The sequence below is a fragment of the Variovorax sp. Soil_C_39 genome (genome assembly GCF_057656815.1).
Map to the genome: position 1 here is coordinate 458244 of NZ_JBDGJQ010000005.1, position 26187 is coordinate 484430.

General features: G+C 69.4%; 26 protein-coding genes. 8 read left to right on the forward strand and 18 right to left on the reverse strand.

The window, feature by feature from the left end; genetic code table 11:
- Positions 1-73: 73 nt before the first annotated feature.
- Complete coding sequence (locus AC3A6J_RS16470) at positions 74-898, forward strand: pseudouridine synthase (RefSeq protein WP_487861035.1); 825 nt, start codon at positions 74-76, stop codon at positions 896-898.
- Between the two features lie 27 nt (positions 899-925).
- On the opposite strand, the gene aqpZ is transcribed toward AC3A6J_RS16470, so the two are convergent.
- Positions 926-1630, reverse strand: coding sequence for an aquaporin Z (gene aqpZ, locus AC3A6J_RS16475; protein WP_487861036.1), 705 nt, complete (start codon positions 1628-1630; stop codon positions 926-928).
- Positions 1631-1899: 269 nt separating this feature from the next.
- On the opposite strand from aqpZ, the gene htpG reads away from it, so the two are divergent.
- Positions 1900-3945 carry a molecular chaperone HtpG gene (gene htpG / locus AC3A6J_RS16480; protein WP_487861037.1) on the forward strand — a complete coding sequence of 682 codons (2046 nt, stop codon included), beginning with the start codon at positions 1900-1902 and terminating at the stop codon, positions 3943-3945.
- 53 nt (positions 3946-3998) lie between these two features.
- Positions 3999-4373, forward strand: a complete 375-nt coding sequence (locus tag AC3A6J_RS16485; protein WP_487861038.1) for a hypothetical protein — start codon at positions 3999-4001, stop codon at positions 4371-4373.
- A 7-nt stretch (positions 4374-4380) separates the two neighbouring features.
- Here the strand turns inward: AC3A6J_RS16485 and AC3A6J_RS16490 are convergent, their stop codons facing one another.
- From AC3A6J_RS16490 to AC3A6J_RS16500, 3 genes are all read right to left on the reverse strand, one after another.
- Positions 4381-5517: a CaiB/BaiF CoA transferase family protein gene (locus AC3A6J_RS16490; protein WP_487861039.1), complete on the reverse strand. Its 1137-nt coding sequence runs from the start codon at positions 5515-5517 to the stop codon at positions 4381-4383.
- 133 nt (positions 5518-5650) lie between these two features.
- The gene (locus tag AC3A6J_RS16495) at positions 5651-6592 is read right to left on the reverse strand and encodes a Bug family tripartite tricarboxylate transporter substrate binding protein (protein ID WP_487861095.1); all 942 of its coding nucleotides are present in this window, start codon (positions 6590-6592) and stop codon (positions 5651-5653) included.
- A 91-nt stretch (positions 6593-6683) separates the two neighbouring features.
- Positions 6684-8363: an acyl-CoA dehydrogenase family protein gene (locus tag AC3A6J_RS16500; protein ID WP_487861040.1), complete on the reverse strand. Its 1680-nt coding sequence runs from the start codon at positions 8361-8363 to the stop codon at positions 6684-6686.
- A gap of 91 nt (positions 8364-8454) precedes the next feature.
- On the opposite strand from AC3A6J_RS16500, the gene AC3A6J_RS16505 reads away from it, so the two are divergent.
- Positions 8455-9345 carry a LysR family transcriptional regulator gene (locus AC3A6J_RS16505; protein ID WP_487861041.1) on the forward strand — a complete coding sequence of 297 codons (891 nt, stop codon included), beginning with the start codon at positions 8455-8457 and terminating at the stop codon, positions 9343-9345.
- Here the strand turns inward: AC3A6J_RS16505 and AC3A6J_RS16510 are convergent.
- The 7 genes from AC3A6J_RS16510 to AC3A6J_RS16540 all read right to left on the reverse strand — a co-directional run bounded on the left by AC3A6J_RS16510 (position 9336) and on the right by AC3A6J_RS16540 (position 15528).
- Positions 9336-10388: a serine/threonine protein kinase gene (locus AC3A6J_RS16510; RefSeq protein WP_487861042.1), complete on the reverse strand. Its 1053-nt coding sequence runs from the start codon at positions 10386-10388 to the stop codon at positions 9336-9338. The genes AC3A6J_RS16505 and AC3A6J_RS16510 overlap by 10 nt on opposite strands.
- Before the next feature lie 35 nt (positions 10389-10423).
- On the reverse strand, positions 10424-11542 hold the full coding sequence (locus AC3A6J_RS16515; protein WP_487861043.1) for a DUF2855 family protein: 1119 nt from the start codon (positions 11540-11542) through the stop codon (positions 10424-10426).
- A 193-nt stretch (positions 11543-11735) separates the two neighbouring features.
- On the reverse strand, positions 11736-12161 hold the full coding sequence (locus AC3A6J_RS16520; protein ID WP_487861044.1) for an organic hydroperoxide resistance protein: 426 nt from the start codon (positions 12159-12161) through the stop codon (positions 11736-11738).
- A gap of 68 nt (positions 12162-12229) precedes the next feature.
- Positions 12230-12685, reverse strand: a complete 456-nt coding sequence (locus tag AC3A6J_RS16525) for a MarR family winged helix-turn-helix transcriptional regulator (RefSeq protein ID WP_487861045.1) — start codon at positions 12683-12685, stop codon at positions 12230-12232.
- 82 nt (positions 12686-12767) lie between these two features.
- Positions 12768-13610 (reverse strand): ABC transporter permease, encoded by an 843-nt coding sequence (locus AC3A6J_RS16530; protein WP_487861046.1) that lies wholly within the window; start codon positions 13608-13610, stop codon positions 12768-12770.
- A gap of 20 nt (positions 13611-13630) precedes the next feature.
- Entirely contained in the window at positions 13631-14581 is a 951-nt protein-coding gene (locus AC3A6J_RS16535; protein ID WP_487861047.1) for an ATP-binding cassette domain-containing protein, read from the reverse strand.
- Positions 14582-14637: 56 nt separating this feature from the next.
- Complete coding sequence (locus AC3A6J_RS16540; RefSeq protein ID WP_487861048.1) at positions 14638-15528, reverse strand: LysR family transcriptional regulator; 891 nt, start codon at positions 15526-15528, stop codon at positions 14638-14640.
- A gap of 110 nt (positions 15529-15638) precedes the next feature.
- Here AC3A6J_RS16540 and AC3A6J_RS16545 point away from each other — a divergent pair, with 110 nt between their 5' ends.
- Entirely contained in the window at positions 15639-16298 is a 660-nt protein-coding gene (locus AC3A6J_RS16545) for a glutathione S-transferase family protein (RefSeq protein ID WP_487861049.1), read from the forward strand.
- Positions 16295-17263, forward strand: coding sequence for a flavin-nucleotide-binding protein (locus AC3A6J_RS16550; protein WP_487861050.1), 969 nt, complete (start codon positions 16295-16297; stop codon positions 17261-17263). Before AC3A6J_RS16545 ends, AC3A6J_RS16550 begins: the two co-directional genes overlap by 4 nt.
- 1 nt (position 17264) lies before the next feature.
- Here AC3A6J_RS16550 and AC3A6J_RS16555 read toward each other — a convergent pair whose 3' ends face one another.
- Positions 17265-18437, reverse strand: a complete 1173-nt coding sequence (locus tag AC3A6J_RS16555) for a cytochrome P450 (protein WP_487861096.1) — start codon at positions 18435-18437, stop codon at positions 17265-17267.
- 81 nt (positions 18438-18518) lie between these two features.
- Here AC3A6J_RS16555 and AC3A6J_RS16560 point away from each other — a divergent pair, with 81 nt between their 5' ends.
- Positions 18519-19277 (forward strand): ArsR/SmtB family transcription factor, encoded by a 759-nt coding sequence (locus tag AC3A6J_RS16560; protein WP_487861051.1) that lies wholly within the window; start codon positions 18519-18521, stop codon positions 19275-19277.
- A gap of 10 nt (positions 19278-19287) precedes the next feature.
- Here AC3A6J_RS16560 and AC3A6J_RS16565 read toward each other — a convergent pair whose 3' ends face one another.
- The 6 genes from AC3A6J_RS16565 to AC3A6J_RS16590 all read right to left on the reverse strand — a co-directional run bounded on the left by AC3A6J_RS16565 (position 19288) and on the right by AC3A6J_RS16590 (position 25104).
- On the reverse strand, positions 19288-20805 hold the full coding sequence (locus AC3A6J_RS16565; protein WP_487861052.1) for an AMP nucleosidase: 1518 nt from the start codon (positions 20803-20805) through the stop codon (positions 19288-19290).
- 50 nt (positions 20806-20855) lie between these two features.
- Entirely contained in the window at positions 20856-21404 is a 549-nt protein-coding gene (locus AC3A6J_RS16570) for a TIGR00725 family protein (protein ID WP_487861053.1), read from the reverse strand.
- Positions 21355-22176: an ABC transporter permease gene (locus tag AC3A6J_RS16575; protein ID WP_487861054.1), complete on the reverse strand. Its 822-nt coding sequence runs from the start codon at positions 22174-22176 to the stop codon at positions 21355-21357. The genes AC3A6J_RS16570 and AC3A6J_RS16575 overlap by 50 nt, the downstream gene beginning before the upstream one ends.
- A gap of 5 nt (positions 22177-22181) precedes the next feature.
- On the reverse strand, positions 22182-23216 hold the full coding sequence (locus AC3A6J_RS16580) for an extracellular solute-binding protein (RefSeq protein ID WP_487861097.1): 1035 nt from the start codon (positions 23214-23216) through the stop codon (positions 22182-22184).
- A 65-nt stretch (positions 23217-23281) separates the two neighbouring features.
- Positions 23282-24310, reverse strand: coding sequence for an ABC transporter ATP-binding protein (locus tag AC3A6J_RS16585; protein WP_487861055.1), 1029 nt, complete (start codon positions 24308-24310; stop codon positions 23282-23284).
- Positions 24307-25104 (reverse strand): ABC transporter permease, encoded by a 798-nt coding sequence (locus AC3A6J_RS16590; protein WP_487861056.1) that lies wholly within the window; start codon positions 25102-25104, stop codon positions 24307-24309. Before AC3A6J_RS16590 ends, AC3A6J_RS16585 begins: the two co-directional genes overlap by 4 nt.
- Positions 25105-25257: 153 nt before the next feature.
- On the opposite strand from AC3A6J_RS16590, the gene AC3A6J_RS16595 reads away from it, so the two are divergent.
- Complete coding sequence (locus tag AC3A6J_RS16595) at positions 25258-26166, forward strand: LysR substrate-binding domain-containing protein (protein ID WP_487861057.1); 909 nt, start codon at positions 25258-25260, stop codon at positions 26164-26166.
- Positions 26167-26187: the final 21 nt, after the last annotated feature.

Below are 26187 nucleotides of genomic sequence, written 5' to 3' on the forward strand. Positions count from 1 at the left end.
GGTTTCGGGCGCATTATGGCGATGCAATGCGACACATCCGGGGGACATCGCCCATGGGCGAAAATGCCGCGACATGACCGACACCGCCGCCGCACCCGTCCGCCTCAACAAACGCATGGCCGAACTCGGCATGTGCTCGCGCCGCGAGGCCGACGACTGGATTGCCCAGGGCTGGGTGCGCGTCAACGGCAAGCCGGCCGAGATGGGCGTGAAGGTCACGCCGTCCGACCGCATCGAGGTCGACAAGGCGGCCAAGGGCCAGCAGGCGAACCAGGTCACCATCCTGATCCACAAGCCCATCGGCTATGTGAGCGCGCAGGCCGAAGACGGGCACGAGCCGGCGGTCACGCTGTTCACGCCGCCCAACCGCTGGGCCGAGGACAACACCCGCTTCTTCTTCAGCCCGCAGCAGTTGCGTGGCCTGGCGCCCTGCGGGCGGCTCGACATCGATTCGACCGGCCTGCTCGTGATGACGCAGGACGGGCGCATCGCGCGCCAGCTGATCGGCGAAGACTCGGTGATGGAGAAGGAATACCTGGTGCGCGTGGCCTGGCACGGCCTCGGCCAGCCCGCGCCCACCGGGCAGCTGGTGCGCCTGGACGACGACGACCCGGTCACCAGCAATGTGCAGGCGGTGTTTCCGCCCGCCATGCTCGCCCGGCTGCGCCACGGCCTGAGCCTGGACGGCCAGCAGCTCAAGCCGGCGCGGGTCGAGTGGCAGAACCCCGAGCAGCTGCGCTTCGTGCTCACCGAGGGCAAGAAGCGCCAGATCCGCCGCATGTGTGAGCTGGTCGGCCTGAAGGTGGTGGGCCTCAAGCGCGTGCGCATCGGCAAGGTGATGCTCGGCAACCTGCCCGTGGGGCAGTGGCGCTACCTTGCACCGCACGAGAAGTTCTGAGCCCCGGCCCAGCCCGGGGCCGGTCGGTCAGTCGTCCTGGCTGGCGAACAGCGCGCGGTAGATCACCGCGCCGATGACCGCGCCGGCGATCGGCGCGACCCAGAACAGCCACAGCTCCGACACCGCATACGACGGCCCGAACAGCGCCGGGCCGGTGCTGCGCGCCGGGTTGACCGAGGTGTTGGTCACGGGGATCGAGATCAGGTGGATCAGCGTCAGGCACAGGCCGATGGCCAGGCCCGCGAAGCCACCGGCCGCGCGCTTGGCCGTGGCGCCGAGGATCACGATCAGGAACACCGCGGTCAGCACCACTTCGCAGACCAGCGCGGCGGTCATGCCGTACTTGCCGGGCGAGTGCTCGCCGAAGCCGTTGGTCGCGAAGCCGCCGATCTCGGCGCCGGGCTTGCCGGTGGCGATCAGGTACAGCACGCCCGCGGCCGCGATGGCACCGAGCACCTGCGCCACGATGTAGCCCGCGAGCTGCGAGGCCTGGAAGCGCCCCGCGGCTGCGAGGCCGATCGACACCGCAGGGTTGAAGTGCGCGCCCGAGATCGGCCCGAGCGCGTAGGCACCGGTCACCACCGTGAGGCCGAACGCGAGCGAGACGCCGAGGAACCCGATGCCCAGTTCCGGAAAACCCGCCGCCAGCACCGCGCTGCCGCAGCCGCCGAGCGTGAGCCAGAAAGTACCTATGAACTCCGCCGACCACTTTTTGTAGGTGCTATGTTCCACGTTTTTCTTCTCCTCGAATGTTGATGAATGCCTGCGTCCCCTCCGGGCGCGGGCGGATTCTAGGGAGGGGAGACGACAGGTGTTAAATCTTTTTGCAGTGAACGGAATATGTTCACAATTCGACGGTTTTTCGATGAACTGACGACCAGTTGGCATGCGGCGCAGCCCTTGTGATCCGATGCACCGGCCCCAATTCGCAGAGTTGGCAGGCCGGGCGGCGCGGACGCCGCACGGCTTAGAATTTTTTGGCTTCGATACTCATCACTTCCATGGCTGATTCCTCCCATACAAAACTCCCATTCCAGGCTGAAGTCGCGCAACTGCTGCACCTCGTGACGCATGCGCTGTACTCCAACAAGGAAATCTTCCTGCGCGAGCTGATCTCGAATGCATCGGACGCCTGCGACAAGCTGCGCTTCGAGGCCATCGACCAGCCTGACCTGTACGAAGACCAGCCCCAGCTCGACGTGCGCCTTTCGTTCGACAAGGCCGCGCGCACCATCACCATCGCCGACCGCGGCATCGGCCTGTCGCGCCAGGAAGCCATCGACAACCTCGGCACCATCGCCAAGAGCGGCACCAAGGACTTCGTGAGCAAGCTCAGCGGCGACCAGAAGGCCGACGCACAGCTCATCGGCCAGTTCGGCGTGGGCTTCTATTCGGGCTTCATCGTGGCCGACAAGATCATGGTCGAGTCGCGCCGCGCGGGCCTCCCGCCCGAGCAGGGCGTGCGCTGGACGAGCGGCGGCGCGGGCGACTTCGAGGTCGACGACATCACGCGCGCCGAGCGCGGCACCAGCATCACGCTGCACCTGCGCGACGACGCCGACGAATACCTCAACGCCTGGAAGCTCAAGCAGATCGTCGGCAAGTACTCCGACCACATCTCGCTGCCCATCCTCATGGAGAAGGAGGAGTGGAAGGAAGGCGAGAACGACCAGCCCGGCGACATGGTCAAGACCGGCGAATGGGAAACGGTCAACAAGGCCAACGCGCTGTGGAGCCGCGCCAAGAAGGACATCACGCCCGAGCAGTACGAAGAGTTCTACAAGACCATCAGCCACGACTTCGAGCCGCCGCTCGCCTGGAGCCACAACCGCGTCGAGGGCAGCACCGAGTACACGCAGCTGCTCTACATTCCCTCGAAGGCCCCGTTCGACCTGTGGAACCGCGACAAGGGCGCGGGCGTCAAGCTCTACGTGAAGCGCGTCTTCATCATGGACGACGCCGAGGCGCTGATGCCGAGCTACCTGCGCTTCGTGAAGGGCGTGATCGACTCGTCCGACCTGCCGCTCAACGTGAGCCGCGAGCTGCTGCAGGAAAGCCGCGACGTGAAGGCGATCCGCGAAGGCAGCACCAAGCGCGTGCTGGGCATGCTCGAAGACCTGGCCAAGAAGCAGGAGACCAGTCCTGAAGCCGCCGAGGGCAAGATCGACGTGGGCTCGGGCGAATCGGTGCCCGCGCCCGAGCCGACGGAGGGGCTGAACGATGTCAGCGACGTGGTCGACAAGAACGCCACGCCGGCCGCCGAAGCCGCCGTCGAGTACGCCAAGGCAGCGGGCAAGTACGCCAGCTTCTATGCCGAGTTCGGCTCGGTGCTGAAGGAAGGCCTGGGCGAAGACTTCGCCAACCGCGACCGCATCGCCAAGCTGCTGCGCTTTGCCTCGACCACCACCGATGGGGTGACCGTGAGCTTTGCCGACTACAAGGCGCGCATGAAGGAAGGCCAGGACGCGATCTACTACATCACGGCCGACAACCTGGCCGCCGCCAAGAACAGCCCGCAGCTCGAGGTCTTCAAGAAGAAGGGCATCGAGGTGCTGCTGATGACCGACCGCGTCGACGAGTGGGCGCTGAACTACCTGACCGAATTCGACGGCACGCCGTTGCAGAGCGTGGCCAAGGGCGCGGTCGACCTCGGCAAGCTGCAGGACGAGACCGAGAAGAAGGCCGCCGAGGAAGCGGCCGAATCGTTCAAGCCGATGCTCGAGAAGCTCAAGGAAGCGCTCAAGGACAAGGCCGAAGATGTGCGCGTGACCACGCGCCTGGTCGACTCGCCGGCCTGCCTGGTGGTGCAGGACGGCGGCATGAGCACGCAGCTCGCGCGCATGCTCAAGCAGGCCGGCCAGCCCGCGCCCGACCTGAAGCCCGTGCTCGAAGTCAACGCCGACCATGCGCTGGTGAAGAAGCTCGAAGGCTCGGCGCACTTCGACGACCTGGCCCACATCCTGTTCGACCAGGCGCTGCTGGCCGAAGGCGGGCTCCCGGCCGACCCGGCCGCCTACGTGCGGCGCGTCAACGCGCTTCTGGTGTGACGCCCCGGCCGCGCACCGGCGGGCGTGCAGCCGCTGCCTTCGCGGCGGCGCTGATGCCATTGCTCCTGGTGGGCGGCTGTTCGCACTACAGCCTCGGCATTCCGCTGGTGCCCGGGCTCTCGCTGGGCCTTGGCGCCACCAAGGACGGCAACTTCTCGGTCGGGCTCAACACCGGCTGGGGCCCGCTCGGCGCGGGTGTGGCGCTGCACGACAACGGCGCCGTGACCGGCTCGGCCAGTGCCGGCGTGGGGGTCGGCGTCGGGCCGGTCGGTACCGGCGTGGGCGTTGGCAAGAGCGTGGTGCTGCACAACCCGTACGCCGCACCCCGCGCGGCGGCGCCGGTGCAGCCGGTGGTGGTGCGGCGCGTATCGACCGGTGCCGCGCCGGCCTGGAATGCCGCCACCCCCGGCAACCCGGTCGCGCCCTGACGGCTGACTAAGCGTCTTCTTCAGTTTTCGGCAAGAACCGCTCGCCCGGCGTGAGCGGCGCGTGGCGGTAGCTGGCCGGCGTGCGGCCGAGCTTCACGGGCGCCCCGATGCCGCGGTAGCCGCCCTCCATCTCCACCACCATGCCGCGATGCGCCGTGTGCGGATGCGTGAGCGCGGCGTCCACCGGCAGCACGGGCGCGGCGGGCACGCCGGCGGCCATGAGCTGGTCGACCAGCACGCGCCCGTCGAAGGCGGCCATGGCCGCCTCGAGCTGCTGCTTGAGCCCGTCGCGGTGCACCGAGCGCGCGCCGGCCGTGCTGTAGAGCGGATCGTCGGCCAGTGCGGGCAGGCCGATGCAGCGGCACAGGCTCGCGAACTGCCGGTCGTTGCCCACGGCCACGAACACCGGGTCGGTGCCGGTGGCGAGCGCGTCGTAGGGATAGATGTTCGGATGCGCATTGCCGGTGCGCCGCGGGGCGGTGCCGTCCATGAACCAGTTGGCCGCATGCGGATGCAGCAGCGAGAGGCCGCTGTCGTAGAGCGCCGCCTCCACCAGCTGCCCGCGGCCGCTGCGCTGGCGCTCCTGCAGCGCGAGCAGCACGCCGATCACGGCATTGAGCCCGGTGACCATGTCGACCACCGGCAGCCCGACGCGCAATGGACCGCCCTCGGCCTCGCCGTTGATGCTCATGATGCCGGTCATGGCCTGCACGGCGGCGTCGTAGCCCGGCAGCGCGCCGAGCGGGCCGTCGGTGCCGAAGCCCGAGACGCGGCACCACACGAGGCGCGGGAAACGATGCGAGAGCGTGTCGAAGCCGATGTCCCAGCGTTCCATGGTGCCGGCCTTGAAGTTCTCGATCAGCACGTCGGCCTCGGCCACGAGCGCGAGCAGCGCCTCGCGGCCTTCGTCGGTGGAAAGGTCGAGGTGCTGCACGCGCTTGTTGCGGTTGAGGCCGTGGTAGTACGACGCCACGCCGTCCTTGAAGGGCGGGCCCCAGGTGCGCGTGTCGTCGCCCTGCGGGGGCTCGATCTTGAGCACGTCGGCGCCATGGTCGCCCAGGATCTGGCCGCAGTAGGGGCCGCCGAGGATGCGCGAGATGTCGAGGACGCGGATGCCGGTGAGGGCGCCGGGAGGCGGGGTCATTGTTTGCTCCATGTCTTGTGATTGCTGTCTTTCAGGCTGCTGTTCGGGGTGCGTGCGCAGGCCACCGGGTACTCCCTCCGCACGCCGGGCGCCCACCGTCGGCGACATCGCGCCCTGAACCGCAACGGTCAAATCAATCCAGCTGCGCCCCCGACTGCTTCACCACACCCTTCCACTTCACCGACTCGCTCGCAATGAAGCGGGCCAGCTGCTGCGGCGAGGTATCCGGTGCCGGCTCGAGCCCCTGCGCCGCGAACATCTGCTTGACCTTGGGCGAGTTCAGCACCTCGGCGAACGCCTGGTTGAGCTTGGTGACGCGGTCCGCGGGCGTGCCGGCCGGCGCGACGATGCCGAAGAACACGCTCACGTCATAGCCCTTGTAGCCCTGCTCGGCGATCGTCGGCACGTCGGGCAGTGCCTGCGAACGCGCGGCCGTGGCCACGCCCAACGCGCGCAGCTTGCCGGTCTTCACGTACGGCAGTGCGGTGAGGATGTCGGTGAAGGTCATCTGCACCTGGCCGCCGAGCAGGTCGTTGAGCGCCGGGCCGGTGCCCTTGTACGGCACGTGCAGCAGGTCGGTGCCGGCCACCGAGTTGAACAGCACGCCCGCGAGGTGCGACGACGCACCGTTGCCCGACGAGGCATAGCTGAGCTTGGCGGGGTTGGCCTTGGCGTACGCCACGAGCTCCTGCACGTTCTTCGCGGGCACGCTCGGGTGCACCACCAGGATGTTCGGCAGGTGGCCGACCTGGATCACCGGCGCGAAGCTCTTGATCGGGTCGTAGCTGATCTTGCGGTACAGGCTCGAATTGATCGCAAGCGGCCCCGAGGTGCCGAACAGCAGCGTCTGGCCGTCGGGCTCGGCGCGCGCCACGTGGTCGGCGCCGATGTTGCCGCCGGCACCGGCGCGGTTCTCCACGATCATCGGCTGGCCCAGGCGGTCCTTCATCTCGGCCGCGAGCGTGCGTGCCATGGCATCGGTCGGGCCGCCGGGCGGGAAGGGCACCACCAGCGTGACAGGCTTGGACGGAAAGGCGTCGCCGGACTGGGCGGCGGCCGGCGCGGCGGCCAGCATCAGCGTGCAGGCCGCGGCGGAAAAGAGAAGGGGAAAGAGGGGGCGCAAGGTGGTCTCCGTTGGGTTTGATGTGTTCTGTTGCGTGCGTTGTTCAGGCGTTCCAGCCGGCCGGCACCGCATCGGGCGCGAGCGGGTCGCGCGGCAGCACGCGGTGCAGCAGCGCAAGCTGTGCCCAGCGCAGGCGGTCGGCCGAGCCGGTGCGGGCGGCCTCCCAGGCCATCGCGGTGGCGCTGGTGCAGTGATAGAGCGCCGAGGCCGCCTGGCGGGCCAGCGCCTCGCCGCCGTCGCGTGCGGCGGTCTCGGCGAGTGCGGCGGCGCGCGCGAGCGCATCGCGCAGCGCCTCGGCGAAGGCGGGCGCGAGCGCCGCATCGGCGAGCAGCGACTCGCAGTGCGCGCGCAGCACCGGCAGCGAGCCCTCGCGCTTGACGGCGCGGATCACGTCGAGCGCCACGATGTTGCTCGTGCCTTCCCAGATCGAGCCCAGGTGCGCATCGCGCAGCAGCCGCGGATCGCTCCATTCCTCGATGTAGCCGCAGCCGCCGCGCACTTCCATCGCATCGCCCGTGACCTTGCGCGCATCGCGGCAGGCGCGGAACTTGATGAGCGGCGTGAGGATGCGCAGCAGCGCGTAGGCGTCGGGCTCGCCGGCGTCGGAGCGCGCGAGCGCCTGCGCGGTCTGGCACACCATGGTGCGCGCCTGTTCGGTCGGCACGCGCAGCTTGTCGAGTTGGCGCTGCATCAACGGCATCTGCGCGAGCGTGCGGCCGAAGGCGCGGCGCTCGGCGGCGATGTACTCGGCCTCGGCCACCGCACGGCGCATCAGGCCCGCGGCGCGCACGCCGTTCGACAGCCGCGAGTTGTTGACCATGTCGGCCATCTGCACGAAGCCGCGGCCTTCTTCGCCCACCAGGTACGCGACCGCGCCCTCGAGCCGGATCTCGCCGCTCGCCATCGAGCGCGTGCCGAGCTTGTCCTTCAGGCGGATGATGCGGTAGTGGTTGAGGCGGCCGTCGTCGAGCCCGCGCGGCAAGAGGAACAGCGACACGCCTTTCATGCCGGGCGCGCCGTCTTCGGCGCGTGCGAGCACCATCGCGAAGTCGGCGTCGGGGTTCGAACAGAACCACTTGTCGCCCGTGAGGCGCCAGCTGCCGTCGCCCGTGCGGCGCGCCACCGTGGCGGTGGCCGCGATGTCGGAACCCGCGGCCTGCTCGGTCATGAACATTGCGCCCTGCGCGAGTTCGTCGAAGTCGAGCGAGGTGAGGCGCGGCAGATACCGCGCCACCAGCGAGGGCTCGCCGAACTTCTTCAGCGTGCGCGTGAGCGAGTCGGTCATCGAGACCGGGCAGCACAGGCCGAACTCGGCCTGCACGAACAGGTAGGTCAGCGCGTACTTGACGAGCGGCGGCATCTTGCCTTTCCAGCCCAGCGTGTCGTCGCGGTGCGAGATCGCGGCCAGGCCGAACTCGCTCAGCGCGAGCCGCTCCATCTCGACGTAGGCCGGATGCTTGACGATGGCCTGCTCGTCGAGCCCGGTGCGCGTGCGCTGCTTCAGCGTGGGCGGGTTGCGGTCGGCGGTGCTCGCCAATTCGTCGAGCGTGCCGCCTGCGAGGCCGCCCAGGCGCTCGAAATGCGGGCGCATGTGCGCAAGTAGGTCGGGCGGCAGATACAGCGCGAGCAGCCCATGCAGCTCGGTGTCGGTGCTGAAGAGGTTCTGGCCGTGGCGGTCGGGGATCGGGTGGGCGGCGGCGGCGGTGTCGTCGTTCTGGACCATGCGTCGTGTCTCCTGTTTCGCCGCATTGTTGGCGCCGCGACGATCCGTGTCTAATATCGAATTGGTCTTGTTCGATTCGATCTGCCTATTCATGGAACTCCGCCACCTGCGCTACTTTTCCGTGCTTGCCGAAGAGCTGCACTTCGGGCGCGCCGCGCGTCGGCTGGCGATTTCGCAGCCGCCGCTGTCGGTGGCGATCCGCCAGCTCGAAGCGTCGGTGGGTGCGCGGCTGTTCGAGCGCAACAGCAAGGAGGTGCGCCTCACGCCCGCGGGCGATGCGCTGCGCGCCTCGGCGCGGCGGCTGCTGCGCCAGGCCGAGGAGGCCGCGCTCGAGGCGCGCGACGTGGCTGCGGGTTCTGCCGGGCGGCTGCGCATCGGCTTCGTCGGCGCGATGCTCTACCGTGGCCTGCCGCAGGCGCTGCGCGCGTTCCAGGCGCGGCATCCGGCGGTGCGCATCACGCTGGCAGAGCTCAACTCGGGCATGCAGATCTCGGAGCTGCTGCACGATCGGCTCGACCTCGGCTTCGTCCACACCAGCCGCATGCCGCCCGAACTGCAGCACCGGCTGCTGCTGGCCGAGCCCTTCGTCTGCTGCCTGCCTTCGGGCCACGCGCTGGCGCGCAAGCGCGTGCTGGCGCCGTCCGACCTGCGCGACCAGCCCTTCGTGCTGTTCTCGCGCGAGGTCTCGCCCGACTACCACGAGCGCATCCTGTCGATCTGCGCCGAGGCCGGCTTCCAGCCCGAGGTGCGGCACGAGGTGCGCCACTGGCTCGCGGTGGTGTCGCTGGTGTCGCAGGGCCTGGGCGTGGCGCTGGTGCCGCAGGCGATGCGGCATTCGGCGCTGCGCGGCGCGGTGTTCCGCCCGCTCGACCGGGCGGTCGCGCAGTCGGAGGCCTACGGCGTCTGGCGCAGCGGGCCGGTCAACCTGCTGGCCGAGCGGCTGCTGGAGGGCGTGGCCGAGGCCGTGCCGGATCAGGCGTAAAGGGGCTCTTCTGCCATTTGCTCGCACTGCTCCTGCAGAACGAGAATCTGGCCTTTCCAGTAGTCGCTCGAGCCGAACCACGGAAAGTTGATGGGGAAGATCGGGTCTTCCCAGCGGCGCGCGAGCCAGGCGCTGTAATGGATGAGCCGCAGCGTGCGCAGCGGTTCAATCAGCGCGAGTTCACGGCGGTCGAATTCGCGGAACTGTTCGTAGCCGTCGAGCAGGCCCGACAGCTGCGCCGTGCGCTGCGCGCGCTCGCCGGACAGCAGCATCCACAGGTCCTGCACGGCAAAGCCGGTGCGCGCATCGTCGAGGTCGACGAAATGCGGCCCGCCTCCGGGCCGGTCGGTGGGTGTCCAGAGGATGTTGCCGGGATGCACGTCGCCGTGCAGCCGCAGCTTGCGCGGCTGGAACCCGTCCGCCCCGGCGCTGCTGCCCGTAGCGAGCGGCGTGGCCGCGATCATGTCAAGCGCGTCGTTGCAGGCCTTTTCCCAGTCGCGCTGCACGTCGAGCGGGATCTTGTCGTTGCCGAGCAGCCAGTCGCGCGAGGCGGTGCCGAAGGTCTGCAGGTCGAGCGCAGGCCGCGCCGCGAAGGGCGTGGCGCTCCCCACGGTATGGATGCGCGCGAGGAAGCGCCCGACCCATTCGAGCACCTCGAAGTCGTCGAGCTCGGGCGAGCGCCCGCCGCGGTAGGGGCTCACGCTGAAGGCAAAGCCGCCGTGGCGGTGCAGCGTGGTGCCGTCGAAGGCCAATGGCGCCACCGCGGGCACCTCGGCCGCGGCCAGTTCGAGCGAGAAGGCGTGCTCTTCGAGGATCTCGGCCTCGCTCCAGCGCTCGGGACGGTAGAACTTGACCACCACCGCCGGGTGCGCGGCCGGCTGTTCCAGGAACACCTGGTAGACCCGGTTCTCGTAGGAGTTGAGCGTGGTGAGCCGCCCGTCGCCGTGCAGGCCGAGCGTTGCCAGCGCGTCGAGCACCACGTCGGGCGTGAGGTTCTCGTAGGGATGGGTGTTGGCGGGCGCGTCGGAAGAAGAAGGGGTCATGCGGCGATTGTCGCTACCCCGCGTTGCCGGCAGGCTCAGTGTCTGCCCGCGGGCTCCTGCAACGACAGGATGTGTCCGCTGCGCGGGTCGCCCTTTCCGGCCAGCACCTGTGCGTAGGCCGCTTGCACGGCCTCGGCGCCGACGTGGTGCGACACGCGCAGCCACGGATTCCTCGCATCGCCCACTGTGGCGATGAAGGCCTGCCAGGCGGCCACGAGGCGGCGGCCGAATTCGTCGGCACCCCATTCGCCGGTGCGCTTCTTGATCTGCGCCGGTGCGAAGAACAGCGTGGCGCGCGGCCCCGAGAGGTTCTTGCCCGCGCCCTTTGCCGCGAGCTGCTCCAGGTGCGTGCCGCCGATCGAGCAGCTGTACTTCAGGTTCGCAAAGCGTTCGTGGACTGCGCTGCGCAGCGGCCCGTCGCCCGCGAAGTCGACGTAGACCAGTTCGGTGTCGGCCGCGAGCGTGTCGAGCGCGTCGTAGGTGAGCACGCGGTGGTAGCAGCCCAGGCTCTCGCAGAAGGCCACGTTGCCTGGCGAAGTGAGGCCGATCACCTCGATGCCCTCGCGCTGGTGCAGCTGGAACGCGGTGCCGTAGGCGGTCTTGCTCGATGCGCTCGACAGCAGCATGGTTTTTGCGCCGAAGAAGGCGTTGTCGGCCATGAAGTCGTCGATCAGCCACGAGGTGATGTAGAGCGGTCGCAGCAGCGCCTGGATGTCTTCAGTCTCGGCCGTGTAGAGCGGGTCGGCGTTGCAGCGGAAGTACTGGTTGTAGACGGCAGGCAGCGCGGTGCGGTGCGCTGCGCCATCGGTGAAGCGCTCGGCCGAGAGACGCTCGGGCCTCAGCACCGCGCCCGTCGCCATCGGCCAGTAACCATAGAGCCGCTCGCCCACGGCCACGCCCGGATGCAGCGACTGCACCACGCGCGCGAAGCCCCACACGGGGATGCAGCCCCAGGCGTCTTCGCCGGTCGGGAAGAACTGCCAGTAGCTCATCGCATCGCCGAACGCGGCGTAGGTGATGTTGTTCGAGGTGAGCGCGAACGCATCGATGCGCACGCGCACTTCGCCCTCGGCGAGCGGCTGGTCGACGGCGGTGTGCAGGCGCGTGGACGAGAGTTCGTCCTTCTGGATCAGCAGGCTGCTGGTGGTGCTCATGGTGTCTGTCTCCACACGAAGTTGGGATGGGCGGAACCGACGGCCACATTAGCCAAGCTTGATGAAACGCGCCATCGCGCCGCGGCCTGGCGCGTCGCGCGCGGGACATCGGAGGAGGCCGGCGAGTCCGCAAAAAGGAAAAGCGCCCCGGCGCGATGCCGGGACGCTTTTTTCGCGCGCAGTGCGCCGGGGATCAGGCGATCGTCAGCTCGACGTCGATGTTGCCGCGCGTGGCGTTCGAGTACGGGCAGACCTGGTGCGCCGTGTCGACCAGCTTCTGCTTGGCTTCCGCATCGAGGCCCGGCAGCGTGATCGCGAGCTTCACCGCGATGCCGTAGGCGGCGCCGCCGTTCGTCGGGCCGAGCGAGACGCTCGAGTCGATCGCCACGTCGTCGGGCACCTTCACGCCGATCTTCGGGCCCACGGCCTTCATCGCGCCGATGAAGCAGGCGGCATAGCCCACCGCGAACAGCTGCTCGGGGTTGGTGCCAGGCTTGCCCGAGCCGGGCGCGCTGAGCTTGACGTCGATGGCGCCGTCGCTGGACTTGCCCGCGCCTTCGCGGCCGCCGACGGTGTGGGCTTCGGCGGTGTAGAGAACCTTGTCGAGCTTGGTGGTCATGGTGATTCCTTGGGTGGGTGGTTGAAGGGAAGGGGACGAAAAAACCTGGGGGGACGGCCTGCGATGTCTCAGGCGGCCTTGCGGATGCGCTCGCGCAAACCCTGAATCTGCTGCGTGAGCGCGATGAGTTCGGGCACCGAGCACTGCGCGGCCGCCATGAGGCAGCCCGGCACGTTCGCGGCACGCGCCTTGAGCTTGCGGCCCGCGGCCGTCAACGTGATGCGCACGCGGCGCTCGTCGGCCGCGTCGCGCAGCCGTGCGACGTAGCCGTTCGCCTCGAGGCGCTTGAGCAGCGGCGTGAGCGTGCCCGAATCGAGCGAGAGCCGCTCGCCGAGCTCGGACACCATGGGCCCGTCGTGCTCCCAGAGCGCGAGCATGACGAGGTACTGCGGGTAGGTGAGCTGCAGCTTCTCTAGCACCGGCTTGTAGAGCCGCGTCATGGCCAACGAGGCGGAATAGACGGCGAAGCAGAGCTGGTTGTCCAGCTTGAGCATGTCGTCGGTCGTGGCTTGCGGGGAGGGCATGGGCTGAATTGTAGTGTGCAATTCAATTGTGTGCAATGTAATTGTTTGGACCTCGTTTCGACAGCGAGCCACACGGGTTCGCTTATCGCGCGAAGCGCCTGCGCGTGAGCGCCAGCGCCACCCAGAACGACGCCACCGCATAGACCACCAGCACGGCCGCATGCAGCATCCAGCCCTCGGGCCACCGGTCCATGAACAGCGGCCGCACGAGCGCCACCGCATTGGTCAGCGGCAGCCATGCCGCCACGGCCCGCACCGCTGAGGGCAGCTGCTCGAGCGGAAAGAACACGCCACTCAGGAACATCATCGGCGTCATGAACAGCGTGAAGTAGTAGGTGAAGAAGTCGTACCCCTTCGCCAGCGCATTGAAGATCAGCGCGATCGACGAGAAGGTGATGCCCGCACCGGCGAGCACCATCCAGGCCACCACGAGCTTGGGACTGTGGCTGATGCCGAGGCCGAGCATCACGAGCAGGATCGCGGTCACGGTGAAGATCGACTTGAACGCAGCCCAGAGCATCTCGGCCAGCACGATGTCGTCGAGCCCCACCGGCGCATTCATGATGCCGTCCCAGGTCTTCTGCACGTGCATGCGTGAGAAGGCCGAATACAGCGCTTCGAAGCTCGCGGCGTTCATGGCGCTCATGCAGATCGAGCCGCTCGCGAGAAAGAGGATGTACGGCACAGGGGTGCCGTCGACCGTCACCTGCCCCACGAGCGCGCCCATGCCGTAGCCGAAGGCCACGAGCCAGATCAGCGGTTCGGCGATGTTGCCGATCAGGCTCGGGATCGCGAGCTTGCGCCACACGAGCAGGTTGCGCAGGAACACCGGCCACCAGCGCAGCGAGAGTTCGGGCGGGCGCCAGGCCGAGGGGCTGGCGGGTGCCGCAGCGGTGGTCGTCGTGGTTGTTGTCGTCGTCGTCATGCCGGGCATTTCTTTCTTTCTCAGCCGTCTTCACGGATCTGGCGGCCCGTGAGCTTGAGGAACAGGTCTTCGAGGTTGGCCGGGCGGTGGAAGGTGCGCAGGCCGCCGTGCTGCGTGAGCGCGTCCAGCAGGCGGCGTGCATCCTGGGTGTAGAAGAACACGGTCTCGCCGCTCACCTCGATGCGCGCCGCGAGCGCCTTGAGCTCGGGCGCCTCGGCCAGCGGCAGCGCACCGTTGCCGTACACCTCGACCACGTCGGGCTCGAGGTGTGCCTCGATCAGGTCGCGCGGACGGCCTTCGGCGATCTTGCGGCCGTGGTCGAGCACCAGCAGCCGCGAGCACAGGCGCTCGGCCTCGTCCATGAAATGGGTGGTCAGCAGGATCGACTTGCCCTGCTGCAGCAGCACCTGCAGGCGCTCCCACATCAGGTGGCGCGCCTGCGGGTCGAGCCCGGTGGTGGGCTCGTCGAGCATCAGCAGCTTCGGGTCGTTGACCAATGCGCGCGCCAGCGAGAGGCGCCGCCGCATGCCGCCCGACAGCTCGCCGGGCTTGGCATCGGCCTTGTGTGCCAGCGCCGCGAACTCCAGCAGCTGCGGCACCCGCGCGCGGACCTCGGCCTTGCTGTAGCCGAAGTAGCGGCCGTAGACCACGAGGTTCTCGGCGCAGCTGAAGTCGGGGTCGAGCGTGTCGAACTGCGTCACCACGCCAAGCTGCGCCTTGATGGCGAGCGCGTCGCGCGGCATCTGCAGCCCCAGCGCCTCGATGCTGCCGCCGTCGGGCTCGGTGAGGCCCAGGCACATGCGGATGGTGGTGGTCTTGCCGGCACCGTTCGGGCCGATCACGCCGAGGCATTCGCCGGGCGCGATCTCGAACGAGAGATCGTCCACGACCGTGGTGCCGCCATAGCGTTTTTGCAGCTGGCTGGCCTTGAACAGGAAGGGCGGGAAGGTGGGGGGTGATGACGTCGGCACCCGAACATTCTGACGCAGCCATGCGGCAGGGCGGGGACGCCAGGGGCCCAAGACCCCTAAAGTCGAAAGCCTTCGAACTCCGCCTTCATCCAGTCGATGAACGCCCGCGTGCGGGCCGGCAGCAGGCGCGCATTCGGGTAGATCACGCTCACCGGCCGCGGCGGCGGCTCGTAGTCTTCGAGCACCAGCTGCAGCCGGCCCTGGGCGACGTGCGGCAGCACCTGGTAGGAGAAGAAAGTGCCGAAGCCCATGCCCGCGGCGCAGGCCTCGACCGCGGGCGCGAGATGGTTGAACTCGAGCCTGTGCTCGAGCGTGACACCGATGCGCCGGCCGCCGTCGTGAAAGGTCCATTGCGGCGGTGCGTCGATGCGCCCGCGCACGCAGGGCGCACCCGCAAGGTCGCGCGGATGCCGCGGCACGCCGTGGCGTGCGAGGAAGGCAGGGCTTGCCGCCACCACGCGTCGGATGGTGCCGAGCGGCTGCGCCACCAGCGACGAATCGTCGAGCGGGCTGATGCGGATCGCCACGTCGACGCCTTCCTCGAGCATGTTCACGGTGCGGTCGTGCAGCAGCACGCTGCAGCGCACTTTCTCGTGGCGCTGCATGAAGCGTGTGATGGCCGGCGCCACGTACATGTGGCCGAACAGCACGGGCGCCGCGATCGTGAGGTGCCCTGCCAGTTCGCGCGCCTCGGTGGTGAGCGCCCGGTCGGCGGCGTCGGCGGCCAGCAGCACCTCGCGCGCGCTCGCGAGGTAGCGGCGCCCTTCGTCGGTGAGCGACAGGCGGCGCGTGGTGCGGTGGAACAGGCGCACGCCGAGGTGCGCCTCGAGCGCGGCCAGCGCGCGCACCACCGCGGGCAGCGAGCTGCCGAGCGACTCGGCGGCGCGCGTGAGGCTGCCCTGGTCGGCGATCTGCACGAAGGCCTGCATGGCTTTGAGGCGGTCCATTGCGTGATTAGACCGGAAAACGCAGCAGTGAAATCCGGAAATGGGGATTCATTCATTCGGCGGAGTAACGAAGAATGCGGGCAACCCACAGCACTCCCAAGGATCTAGACATGAACACTCCCCACGCCAGCCACCCTGCCCAGCCAATCAAGCTCTTCGGCACCCCGATCTCGGGCCATGTGCATCGGGTGCAGCTCTTCCTGTCGATGCTCGGCCTGCCGTTCGAGTTCGTCGCGGTCGACCTGCGCCAGAAAGCCCACCGCACGCCCGAGTTCCTGGCGCGCAATCCCTTCGGCCAGGTGCCGGTGATCGAGGACGGTGCGCTCACGCTCGCGGATTCGAATGCGATCCTGGTGTACCTCAACGAGCGCTATGCCAGCGATCCGGCGCGCTGGATGCCGCGCGATCCGCTCGGCGCGGCGCGTGTGCAGCGCTGGTTCTCGGTGGCCGCCGGCCCACTGGCCTACGGCCCGGCCGCGGCGCGCGTGATGGCGCTGTTCAACCTGCCCGCCGATCCGGCCGAGACCGTGTCGCGCTCGCACCTGCTGCTGGCCGTGATGGAAATGCACCTCGAGCGCGAGCCGTTCCTGGCCGGCGCCTCGGCCACGCTCGCGGACCTGGCGAACTACGCCTATGTGGCGCATGCGCCCGAAGGCAGCGTGTCGCTCGATCCGTACCCGCGCCTGCGCGAGTGGCTGGCGCGCATCGAGGCGCTGCCGGGCTTCGTGCCGATGGTGCGCACGCCCGTCGGACTGGCCGCAGCCGCATGATCGCCGCGCCGTTCCATGCGGGCGAGCGCGCGCTGCAGGCGCGTGCCGGCGCGCGCGAGCTCATGGCGGCGGCCGGACCGCGCGTGATCCGCGACTTCATGCCCGAGCAGCACCGCGCGTTCTTCGCGCAACTGCCGTTCCTGCTGGTCGGCAGCCTCGACGCCGAAGGTCAGCCCTGGGCCAGCGCGCTCGCGGCGCCGCCCGGCTTTGCGCATTCGCCCGATCCCGCGCACCTTCGCATCGATGCGCTGCCGGCGCCCGGCGATCCGCTGGCCGGCCAGCTGGCACCCGGTGCGTCGCTCGGCCTGCTCGGAATCGAGCCGCACACGCGGCGGCGCAACCGCATGAACGGCGTCGTCGAGGCGGTGGACGGCACCGGCTTCACGGTGGCGGTGCAGCAGAGCTTTGGCAACTGCCCCAAGTACATCCAGGCGCGCGAGCCGCTGTTCGTGCAGGACGGTGGTACCGCCGCTGCACCCGCCGAGCGGCGCGACAGCCTCGATGCGGCGGCACGGCGGCTGATCGCCCGCGCCGACACGCTGTTCATCGCTTCGGCGCTGCCGCCGCAGGCCTGGGCCGGCGATGCGGCGTCGCCCGCGGCGCAGGGCGTGGACGTGTCGCACCGCGGCGGGCGTCCGGGCTTCGTGCGCGTCGATGCCGGCGGCACGCTCACGGTGCCCGACTTCGTCGGCAACCGCTTCTTCAACACGCTCGGCAATCTGGCGGTGCATTCGCGCGCGGGACTGCTGTTCATCGATTTCGAGACCGGCGAACTGCTGCACCTGGCGGCCAGCGCCGAGATCGTCTGGGACGGACCCGAGGTCGCGGCCTTCGAGGGCGCCGAGCGGCTGCTGCGCCTGCGCGTCGACACGCTGCTGCGCCGCCCCGGTGCGCTGCCCCTTCGCTGGGGCGCAGCGGAACTGTCGCCGCACCTGGCGCACACCGGCCAGTGGGCTGCGGCCTGACTCAATCGAAGACCGGAATCCGCGCATTCGCCGAAGGACGGTAGTGCCAGCCGCGCGCGTGCAGCGCATCGAGGTCGACCCCGCGCGCAAGCAGGGCCTCGAGCCCCGCGGCGGCGAGCGTGCAGGCGAGTGCCTGGCCCGGGCAGGCGTGCGCGCCGTGCCCAAAGCCCAGCATGCGCCGCGCGGGGCGCAGCGGCATGAAGCGGTCGGGGTCGGGGTTGAGCGCCGGATCGCGGTTCGCTGCGCCCAGCACGAGCAGCACCGCATCATCCGCGGCCAGCGGCACGCCCGCGATGCGCACCGGCGCCACGACGAAACGCCGCGTGTTCTGCACCGGCGCGTCGTGCCGGGCGGTTTCCTCGACGACGTCTTTTAGACCATTGCGGGTGCGCGCGGCCTCCCTCGCGCCCGGCTCGCACGCAAGGGCCGCGAGGCTGTTGCCCAGCAGCCCGGCCGTGGCGTCGCAGGTCTGCGACAGCAGCCCGACGAGATTGGCCAGCAGCGCGCGGGGCATGTTCCCGTGCGCTGCGGCTTCGGCGCGCACAGCTGCCAGCAGCGTCGCCTCGCGCGGTGGTGTGCTGGCGCACAGCGCCTCGAAACGCGACATCAGCGCGGCGGCCGCGTCGCTGGCCCGCGCCAGTTGCGGCGCGCTGGACAAGGGCGACAGGCAGGCGACAAAATCACGCATCCACGCCTCGACCTGCGGCAGCGCTGCCGGCGCGAAGCCCAGCAGATGCGCCACCGCCTGCACCGGCATCGCGAACAGCAGGTCTGCGAGCGGGCGCTCGGGCACACGGCGCGCCACATCGAGCGCCGCTGCATGCGCGGCCCGGAGGTCCAGCCCCGCCAGCGCGCGCTGCAGCGCCGGCTTGTGTGCAGTGTGCGCGGCGCCGTCGTTCATGCGCACCAGATGCCCGAACACTTCGCCCGCCGAGCTGCCGGCGATCGCGCGCGGCACGGGCTCGCCTTCAGGGCGCACGCGCAGCGCGTCGTGCGCGAGCAGCAACGATTCGACGACCTCGGCCCGGCTCGCGACCCAGAGCCGTAGCGGTGCATGCCATGCGAGCGGCGGCCCGGCGCGAAGTTGTGCGTAGTACGGGTACGGATCGGCATGCGTGACCGCCGCGACGGGATCGATCTGGATGCCGAGTGAAGAAGCAGGGTGGGGCGTCATCACCGCAGTGTGCGTGCGGGGCCGCCGCGACACTTCGGCCGTGAACGAAGCGTGCATGCAGCGGCGCCTTAGGATGCGGGCATGCGCAAGACTCCCGTCACCGCCTCATCCGCCACCTCGTCCGCTGCCGCGGACCCGTCCGAGAGCGCGGACCTGCAGCTCGCCCGCCTCGCCGGCGCCATCGCCGAGCCCGCGCGCGCCCGCATGCTGGGCTGCCTGATGGACGGCCATGCGCGCACCGCGACCGAACTCGCGGCCGTGGCCGAGGTGGCGGCCTCCACCGCGAGCGCGCACCTGGCGCGGCTGCGCGACGAGCGGCTGGTCGAACTGCTGGTGCAGGGCAGGCACCGCTACTTCCGCCTGGCGGGTGAGCCCGTGGCCGCGGCGCTCGAAAGCCTCATGGTGCTGGCCGGCGCCCCGTATGCCGGGCCATCTGCCGTGCCATCGGCCGTATTCACGCCGAGCACGCCGAACCGCCTGCGCGCCGCGCGCACCTGTTACGACCACATGGCCGGCACCGCGGGCGTGGCGCTGCACGACCGGCTGCATGCGCAGGGCTGGCTCAGCGGGTTGGCGAGCGGGTCGTACGAACTCACGACCGAAGGCGCGGTCGCGCTCGAGAGCCTGGGCCTGGAAGTCGATGCCGTGCGGCGCTCGCGGCGCCGCTTTGCCTGCGCCTGCCTCGACTGGAGCGAGCGCCGCCCGCACTTGGGCGGCGCGCTCGGCGCGGCCTGGCTTCAGCTGTCGCTGCGCCGTGGCTGGGCGCGCCAGGCGCTCGACGGCCGCGCGCTCACGCTGACGGCAAAGGCGCAGCGCGAGATGCCCGAGCTGTTCGGCTGATGCCTTCGGCTTACTGGAACGCGACCTCGGCGAAGCTGCGCAGCTTGCGGCTGTGCAGCCGGGTCGAGCCCTGCTGGCGCAGGATGTCGATGGCCCGCATGCCGATGCGCAGGTGCTGCTCCACGCGCTCGCGATAGAAGTGGTTGGCCATGCCCGGCAGCTTGATCTCGCCGTGCAGCGGCTTGTCGCTCACGCACAGCAGGGTGCCGTAGGGCACGCGAAAGCGGAAGCCGTTGGCCGCGATGGTGGCGCTTTCCATGTCGAGCGCCACCGCCCGGCTCTGGCTGAAGCGACGCTGCGGCTGGTTCCCGGGCAGCAGTTCCCAGTTGCGGTTGTCGGTGCTCGCGACGGTGCCGGTGCGCATGATCTTCTTCAGGTCGGGGCCTTCGTAGCGCGTGACGTCGGCCACCGCCTTCTCGAGCGCCAGCTGGATCTCGGAGAGCGCCGGGATAGGCACCCACAGCGGCAGTTCCTCGTCGAGCACGTGGTCCTCGCGCACGTAGGCATGCGCGAGCACGTAGTCGCCGAGCTGCTGCGCATTGCGCAGGCCCGCGCAGTGGCCGAGCATCATCCAGGCGTGCGGACGCAGCACCGCGATGTGGTCGGTGATGGTCTTGGCATTGGCCGGGCCGACGCCGATGTTCACCATGCTGATGCCGCTGCGGTCCTCGCGCACCAGGTGGTAGGCCGGCATCTGCGGCAGCCGCGCCGGCGCGGTGCCCTGGCTGCCGTCGAGCAGCGCGGCGTAGTTGGCGCTGGCGCCCGCGGCCAGGCCGCGGCGCCGCGTGACCACGTTGCCGGGCTCGATGAAGGCGACGTACTCGCTCTTCTCGTCGGCCATGGCTTCGTGGCCGAGGCGCACGAACTCGTCGATGTAGAACTGGTAGTTGGTGAACAGCACGAAGTTCTGGAACCACTCGGGCGCGGTGCCCGTGTAGTGGCGCAGCCGGTGCAGCGAATAGTCGACCCGCGCCGCCGTGAACAGCGACAGCGGCTGCGCCTCGCCGGGCTGCGCCTCGTAGGTGCCGTTGGCGATGCCGTCGTCCATCACGCCGAGGTCGGGCAGGTCGAACACGTCGCGCATCAGCGCGCGGCGCTCGTCGCTCATCGTGCCTTCGATGTGGTCGTTCTCGGCGAACGAGAAATGGATCGGGATCGGCTGGGTGCTGGTGCCGACCTCGAGCTCGACCTGGTGGTTCTCGAGCAGCAGCCGGAACTGGTCGAGGTAGTAGCGCGAGAACAGGTCGGGGCGCGTCAGCGTGGTCTCGTAGCGGCCCGGGCCGGCGACGAAGCCGTAGCTCAGCCCCGCGTTGGCCGGCGGCGTGTGCCGCGTCACGGTGTGCGTGTGTACCCGCACATACGGGTAGCAGGCCCGCACCCGGCCCGGCAGCGCCTCGCCGGCCACGAAGCGCAGCATCGACTCGCGCAGGTGCGCGAGTCCGCCCTGGTAGATGGCCTTGACCTGTTCGAGGGCGGCGGCGGCGTCGGTGAAGCGGGCGGGGGCGACGAAAGTGGGCATGTAGGGCATGGCGGCATTGTGCAATGCGCGCGCGACGGGCGCCGTCCCCAGGGGCAGGCTCAGGCCAGCAGGCAGGCCAATACCTTGGCCAGCATGTCGTCCACATCGGCCGCCTGCACCGCGCCAGGCAGTTCGATGTCGCCATGCATCACGAACACCGGCTTGCCCCACTTGAGCCCCATGGCCATTTCCGACAGCGTGCCCATGTTGCCGCCGATCGCGACCAGGCAGACGCCGCTGCGCGCGATGATCGCGTTGCGCATTTCGCCCATGCCGGTGGGGATGGCCACGCCGAGCCATTCGTTGGCGTTGCGGTCGTCGTCCTCGGGCAGGATGCCCACGGCGATGCCGCCGGCCTCGGCGGCGCCGCGGGAGGCCGCGGCCATCACGCCGCCTCGGCCGCCGCAGATCACGGCCATGCCGGCACCGGCCAGCGCATGCGCCACGGCGTAGGCGGCCTCGCATTCGACCGGTCCGCCGTCGCCCGGGCCGAGCACGGCCACCGGCTGGCGGTGGCGCGCCGGCCCCGACTGTTTCTGCGCGAGGCGCGCCAGCGCCTCAATGACCGGCGCCGACAGCACCACGCTCGCGCCTTCGCGTAAGGACATCGCCCACTCCCATCACGATCACACACACCACCATCAGCACCAGCGACAAGGCTGCTGCCACCGCGAAATCCGAACCACCGTCGCCCACCTGCGCGAACAGCATCAGCGGCAGGATGTTGAGCTGAGTGCCCACCAGCGCCAGCGCCGTGCCGTAGGTGCCCATGGCGATCGCCGCCACCATGCAGGCGTTCGAAAGCACCGAGGGCATCACTTCGGGCACCACCGTGTCCCAGAAGGCGCGGGCGCGCGATGCGCCCAGCGTGCGCGCCGCCTGCGCCGGGCGCAGGTCGAGGTTGGCGAACACGGGATAGAGCGAGAGCGCCACGCGCGGGATCAGGTAGTAGGCGTAGGCGAAGCCGAGGCCCGAGACGCTGTAGATCCAGCTGCCGATGACGGCCGGGTCGGCGCCCAGCCCGGCCACCAGCTGCGTCACGAAGCCCGCGCGGCCGAAGGCCAGAATGAAGCCGTAGGCGATCACCAGGCCCGAGAAGGCCAGCGGCAGGCCGAGCAGGGTCATCATCCACTGGCGCCGGCGCTCGGGTTGGCGCGCGAGTTCGATGGCGATGCAGGTGCCCACCAGCGCCGAGATCGCGCCAGCCGCGAGCCCCAGGCCCAGCGTGTTGCGCAGCGCGCCCGGGAACAGCGGGTTGCCGAGCAACCGCCCGAAGGCACTTCCGCCATCGCCGAAGGCCTCCGGCAGCAGCGCAGCCAGCGGCACCGCGAAGAACAGCGCCATGAAGGCCCAGGCCGGCCAGGCGCCAAAGCGTCGCATGGCGGCTATCTGCCCAGCGCGGCCTGCGCCCAGAGCTTGTCGACCTCGGCCTTGCGCTGCGATGCCTTCACCACGTCGAGCGGACGGACCTGCGGCGCCGGCGGCATCTTGGCCGCCACGTCGGCAGAGAGCGCCGTGCCCGGCACGGCGGGGCGCACGAAGCCCTGCGCGAACAGCGACTGGCCGGCTTCGCTCATGATGAAGTTGAGCCACAGCTTGCCGGCGTTGGGGTTCGGGCCGTTCTTCACGAGGCTGATGGCATAGGGCGCGGCCACGCTGGCCTCCTTGGGGATCACCACCTCGACGGCGTCGCCCATGCCGTCGACGTGCTTGGCCTTGAGGCCGTCGTTCTCGTAGCTGATCCACACCGGGATCTCGCCCTTGAGGAACTTGGCGTAGGGCGTGGTGCCTTCCACGCGCATGACATTGCCGGCCGCGTGCAGTTTGCCGAGATAGTCGGTGCCGGGCTTCACGTCGTCGACGCTGCCGCCGTTGGCATAGGCCGCGGCGAAGGTCAGCACCTGGCCGATGCCGGTGGAGCGCGGATCGAGGTACACCACCGCGTTCTTGAACTCGGGCTTGAGCAGGTCGGCCCAGCCGGTGGGGATGCTCTTCACGAGCTTCTTGTTGACCAGGAAGGCGATGTTGAGCGTGTGGATGGTGAACCAGCGGCCCTCGGCTTCGCGGAACACGGCCGGCAGCTTGTCGAAGTTCACGGGCTTGAAGGGCGCGACCACGTCCTTCTTCGCGGCGTCGACGGCCGAGGCGGCGAAGTAGTAGGCGGTGTCGGCCTGGGGGCGGCGTTTGGTCTTCTCGAGCGCAACCACCGTGGCGGCGGAGCCGATGTCGTTGTAGGTCAGCTCGATCTCGGGATAGCGCTTCTTGAAGTCGCGGAACAGCGCCTTCCAGTTGGCCCATTCGGGGCCTGTGTCGAAGGAGACGCACAGGCCTTCCTTCTGCGCCTCGGCATACAGCGCCTTCTCGCCGGCATAGAGCTCCGGCCCGTCGAAGGCGAAAGCGGTGCGGGCCAATGACAGCATGGGCAGTGCGCCGGCGGCCTGGATCAGATGTCTGCGTTGCATGGTGGCTCCTTGAAGGGATGGGGTCAGTGGTCGAGCAGGCGGAGGTGTTCGGGTGCGATCGCGATGGCTTGCGTCGCCGGCGCGGCCGATTCGGCAAGGAAGGGCTTGCCCGCCCCCGCCACCTCGAAGTCGTAGCGTGTGAGCGCGCCCAGGTAGCGCGCGGCGCCGGTGCGGCCCGCGAGCCGGTTCGGGCTGCCGGGTGCCGGGTCGGGCTGGATGTGTTCGGGGCGCACCAGCACGTGCACCGCGCTGCCGGGCGGGCGGGCGCCGGTCTCGGCGAAGAGTTCGGCAAAACCCATGTCGAGCCGGCCCGGCGAAGCCACCGTGGCGGGCAGGATCGTCGATAGCCCGACAAACTCCGCCACCGCGCGATTCGCGGGGTGTTGGTAGATGTCGCGCGGCGTGGCGATCTGCAGCAGGCGGCCGTCCTTGAGCATGGCCACGCGGTCGGCCATGACCAGGGCTTCCTCCTGGTCGTGCGTGACCAGCAGCGTGGTCGCGTTGAAGCGCTGCTGGATCGACCGGATCTGGTCGCGCAGGTGGCCGCGCACGCTGGCGTCCAGCGCCGAGAGCGGCTCGTCGAGCAGCAGCGCGCGCGGGTCGATGGCGAGTGCGCGGGCCAGGGCCACGCGCTGCTGCTGACCGCCGGAGAGCTGCGCCACGGCGCGCTGCGCGTACTCGCCGAGCCCGACGAGGTCGAGCAGGTCCTGCGCGCGCCGGCGGCGCTCGGCGGTGGCGACCTTGCGCAGCTTGAGCCCGTAGGCCACGTTGTCGAGCACGCTCAGGTGCGGGAACAGCGCATAACTCTGAAACACCATGCCGATCTTGCGCTGGTGCACCGGTGTGCGCGACATGTCTTCGCCGTCGAGCGCGATGCGGCCGGTGTGGCCTGTCTCCAGGCCCGACACCAGCTTGAGCAGCGTCGACTTGCCCGAGCCGCTCGGCCCGATCACCGCCACGAGTTCGCCGGTGCGCACGTCGAGCGAGACATCGTGCAGGCCGTGCGTGCTGCCCGGATAGTTGTAGCTGACGTTGTCGAGAAGAAGGCTCATGCGCGTTGCTTCACCAAAGAGGAAGAGAGAAGCGCCGACGCGCTCGCCAGCAGCAGGAGAATGACGGTGGCCGCGCAGGCGAAGCCCGTCGCACCGTAGAACGCCTGCAGCAGCACGACCGGATAGGTGCGGTTCTGGAAGCTCGTGAGCAGGTTCGACAACCCGAACTCGCCCACCGAGATCGCTGCCACCATCACCAGCCCGCTGATCAGGCTCTGCCGCAGGCTCGGCAGGACGATGCCGGTGAACTGCTGCCAGCCCGAGGCTCCCAGCGTGGCGGCCGCCTGCTCGAGCCGGCCCAGGTCCAGGTGGCGCAGGTCGGTCAGCAGCGTGTTGGTGAGATAGGGCAGCGTGAGGATCGCATGCGCGGCGATCAGGAGTGGCATCGAGCCGAGCCACGGTGCGAGGTCGGTGTTGAAGACAATCATGTAGCCGAATGCCAAGGTGATGGTGGGCACCGCGATGGGCGTGGCGCTCACGATGCGCGCTGCGATGCTGCTGCCGCGCTGGGCACCGTGGTACAGCGCATAGGCCAGCGGCAACGCCAGCACCGTGTTGATCGCGCAGGCGCTCATCGCCACCACCAGGCTGCTCACGAAAGCCTTGCGGAACGAGCTGTCCAGCCAAAGATCGAGGTACCACTGGCCGGTGACGCCCGTCGGCAGCAGCGTGTTGGTCCAGTTGCCGCCGAAGCTGCCGACCAGCAGCAGGGCGATCGGCAGCAGCAGGTACAGGCCGTAGATGAGCGAGATGCCGCGAACCAATGTGCCTCCGATGTCTTGCGCAGACGACATACTTTCCGAATGCGCTAGTTTTGGCGCGCGGCCAGACGCCGCGCTCCACCGAATTCTAGAAAGCAGATGCGTACTTATGGGTGAAAGTTGGATGATGACACTTGAGCATTCGGAAAGTGTTTTTCACGAAACTTTCATCAACCGGAGCCATGAATGAAGCGCGACTGCCCCACCATCCAGGAACTGCTGGCCTTCGACGCCGTGGCACGGCACCAGAGCATCACGCTCGCTTCCGGCGCCCTGTGCATCACGGTCAGCGCGGTCAGCAAGCAGATCGCGGGGCTCGAGGCCTTCCTCGGCCGCGAGCTGCTGCAGAAGAACGGACGCGGCGTGCAGCTCACGCCGCAGGGGCGCGTGTACTGGCAGAAGATCTCGGGCGGCCTGCGTGCCATCGAGACCGCGACCTTCGAGGCGCGCTCGGGCGATGCCGGCGCGGGCCTGCTCACGCTCGCGAGCGTGCCGACCTTTCTCACCAAGTGGCTCATCCCGCGCCTGCCGGCCTTCAGCCAGAAGAGCCGCCACGTGATGCTGAGCTTCAGCCGCCACCTGGAGCCGAGCGACGGCATTCCGGCCGGCGTCGATGCCGCGATCCGCTACGGCCCCGACGGCTGGCCCGGCGTGGTCTCCGAATACATCGCGGGGCGCGAGTTCGTGCTGATCGCGGCGCGCGCGCTGGTCGAGGAGCGCCAGCGCAGCGCGCAGCCGGCCGACGTCGTCGCTCACACGCTGCTGCACCACGAAGGGGCGCCCACCGCCTGGCGCGAGTGGGCCGCGCAGCACGGCGTGCCCGAGGTGCAGACCGTGGCCGGCCCGCGCTTCGCGCAGTATTCGGCGTTGATCCAGGCGGCGCTCAAGGGATTGGGCATCGGCCTGGTGCCGAAGCTGCTGGTGCAGGAGGAGCTGGCCGAGGGATCGCTGGTGAGCCCCTGCGGCACGCCGGTGCGCGTCGACCAGGGGCACTACCTCTGCTATCGACCGGACCGCCTCGACCTGCCGGCCTTCGCGGCATTTCGCGAGTGGCTGATGGCGGAGGGCGTGAAATCGCGCGGAGCGCAAGCCTGAGGCGTCAGGCTTCGCCCGCGC

What these genes read in the sequence shown, in the direction of transcription:
- AC3A6J_RS16470 (WP_487861035.1), top strand. Translation starts at nt 74, where the DNA reads ATGACCGACACCGCCGCCGCACCCGTCCGCCTCAACAAACGCATGGCC.
- htpG (WP_487861037.1), top strand. Translation starts at nt 1,900, where the DNA reads ATGGCTGATTCCTCCCATACAAAACTCCCATTCCAGGCTGAAGTCGCG.
- AC3A6J_RS16485 (WP_487861038.1), top strand. Translation starts at nt 3,999, where the DNA reads ATGCCATTGCTCCTGGTGGGCGGCTGTTCGCACTACAGCCTCGGCATT.
- AC3A6J_RS16490 (WP_487861039.1), bottom strand. Translation starts at nt 5,517, where the DNA reads ATGACCCCGCCTCCCGGCGCCCTCACCGGCATCCGCGTCCTCGACATC.
- AC3A6J_RS16495 (WP_487861095.1), bottom strand. Translation starts at nt 6,592, where the DNA reads ATGCTGGCCGCCGCGCCGGCCGCCGCCCAGTCCGGCGACGCCTTTCCG.
- AC3A6J_RS16500 (WP_487861040.1), bottom strand. Translation starts at nt 8,363, where the DNA reads ATGGTCCAGAACGACGACACCGCCGCCGCCGCCCACCCGATCCCCGAC.
- AC3A6J_RS16505 (WP_487861041.1), top strand. Translation starts at nt 8,455, where the DNA reads ATGGAACTCCGCCACCTGCGCTACTTTTCCGTGCTTGCCGAAGAGCTG.
- AC3A6J_RS16510 (WP_487861042.1), bottom strand. Translation starts at nt 10,388, where the DNA reads ATGACCCCTTCTTCTTCCGACGCGCCCGCCAACACCCATCCCTACGAG.
- AC3A6J_RS16515 (WP_487861043.1), bottom strand. Translation starts at nt 11,542, where the DNA reads ATGAGCACCACCAGCAGCCTGCTGATCCAGAAGGACGAACTCTCGTCC.
- AC3A6J_RS16520 (WP_487861044.1), bottom strand. Translation starts at nt 12,161, where the DNA reads ATGACCACCAAGCTCGACAAGGTTCTCTACACCGCCGAAGCCCACACC.
- AC3A6J_RS16525 (WP_487861045.1), bottom strand. Translation starts at nt 12,685, where the DNA reads ATGCCCTCCCCGCAAGCCACGACCGACGACATGCTCAAGCTGGACAAC.
- AC3A6J_RS16530 (WP_487861046.1), bottom strand. Translation starts at nt 13,610, where the DNA reads ATGACGACGACGACAACAACCACGACGACCACCGCTGCGGCACCCGCC.
- AC3A6J_RS16540 (WP_487861048.1), bottom strand. Translation starts at nt 15,528, where the DNA reads ATGGACCGCCTCAAAGCCATGCAGGCCTTCGTGCAGATCGCCGACCAG.
- AC3A6J_RS16545 (WP_487861049.1), top strand. Translation starts at nt 15,639, where the DNA reads ATGAACACTCCCCACGCCAGCCACCCTGCCCAGCCAATCAAGCTCTTC.
- AC3A6J_RS16550 (WP_487861050.1), top strand. Translation starts at nt 16,295, where the DNA reads ATGATCGCCGCGCCGTTCCATGCGGGCGAGCGCGCGCTGCAGGCGCGT.
- AC3A6J_RS16555 (WP_487861096.1), bottom strand. Translation starts at nt 18,437, where the DNA reads ATGACGCCCCACCCTGCTTCTTCACTCGGCATCCAGATCGATCCCGTC.
- AC3A6J_RS16560 (WP_487861051.1), top strand. Translation starts at nt 18,519, where the DNA reads ATGCGCAAGACTCCCGTCACCGCCTCATCCGCCACCTCGTCCGCTGCC.
- AC3A6J_RS16565 (WP_487861052.1), bottom strand. Translation starts at nt 20,805, where the DNA reads ATGCCCTACATGCCCACTTTCGTCGCCCCCGCCCGCTTCACCGACGCC.
- AC3A6J_RS16570 (WP_487861053.1), bottom strand. Translation starts at nt 21,404, where the DNA reads ATGTCCTTACGCGAAGGCGCGAGCGTGGTGCTGTCGGCGCCGGTCATT.
- AC3A6J_RS16575 (WP_487861054.1), bottom strand. Translation starts at nt 22,176, where the DNA reads ATGCGACGCTTTGGCGCCTGGCCGGCCTGGGCCTTCATGGCGCTGTTC.
- AC3A6J_RS16580 (WP_487861097.1), bottom strand. Translation starts at nt 23,216, where the DNA reads ATGCTGTCATTGGCCCGCACCGCTTTCGCCTTCGACGGGCCGGAGCTC.
- AC3A6J_RS16585 (WP_487861055.1), bottom strand. Translation starts at nt 24,310, where the DNA reads ATGAGCCTTCTTCTCGACAACGTCAGCTACAACTATCCGGGCAGCACG.
- AC3A6J_RS16590 (WP_487861056.1), bottom strand. Translation starts at nt 25,104, where the DNA reads ATGTCGTCTGCGCAAGACATCGGAGGCACATTGGTTCGCGGCATCTCG.
- AC3A6J_RS16595 (WP_487861057.1), top strand. Translation starts at nt 25,258, where the DNA reads ATGAAGCGCGACTGCCCCACCATCCAGGAACTGCTGGCCTTCGACGCC.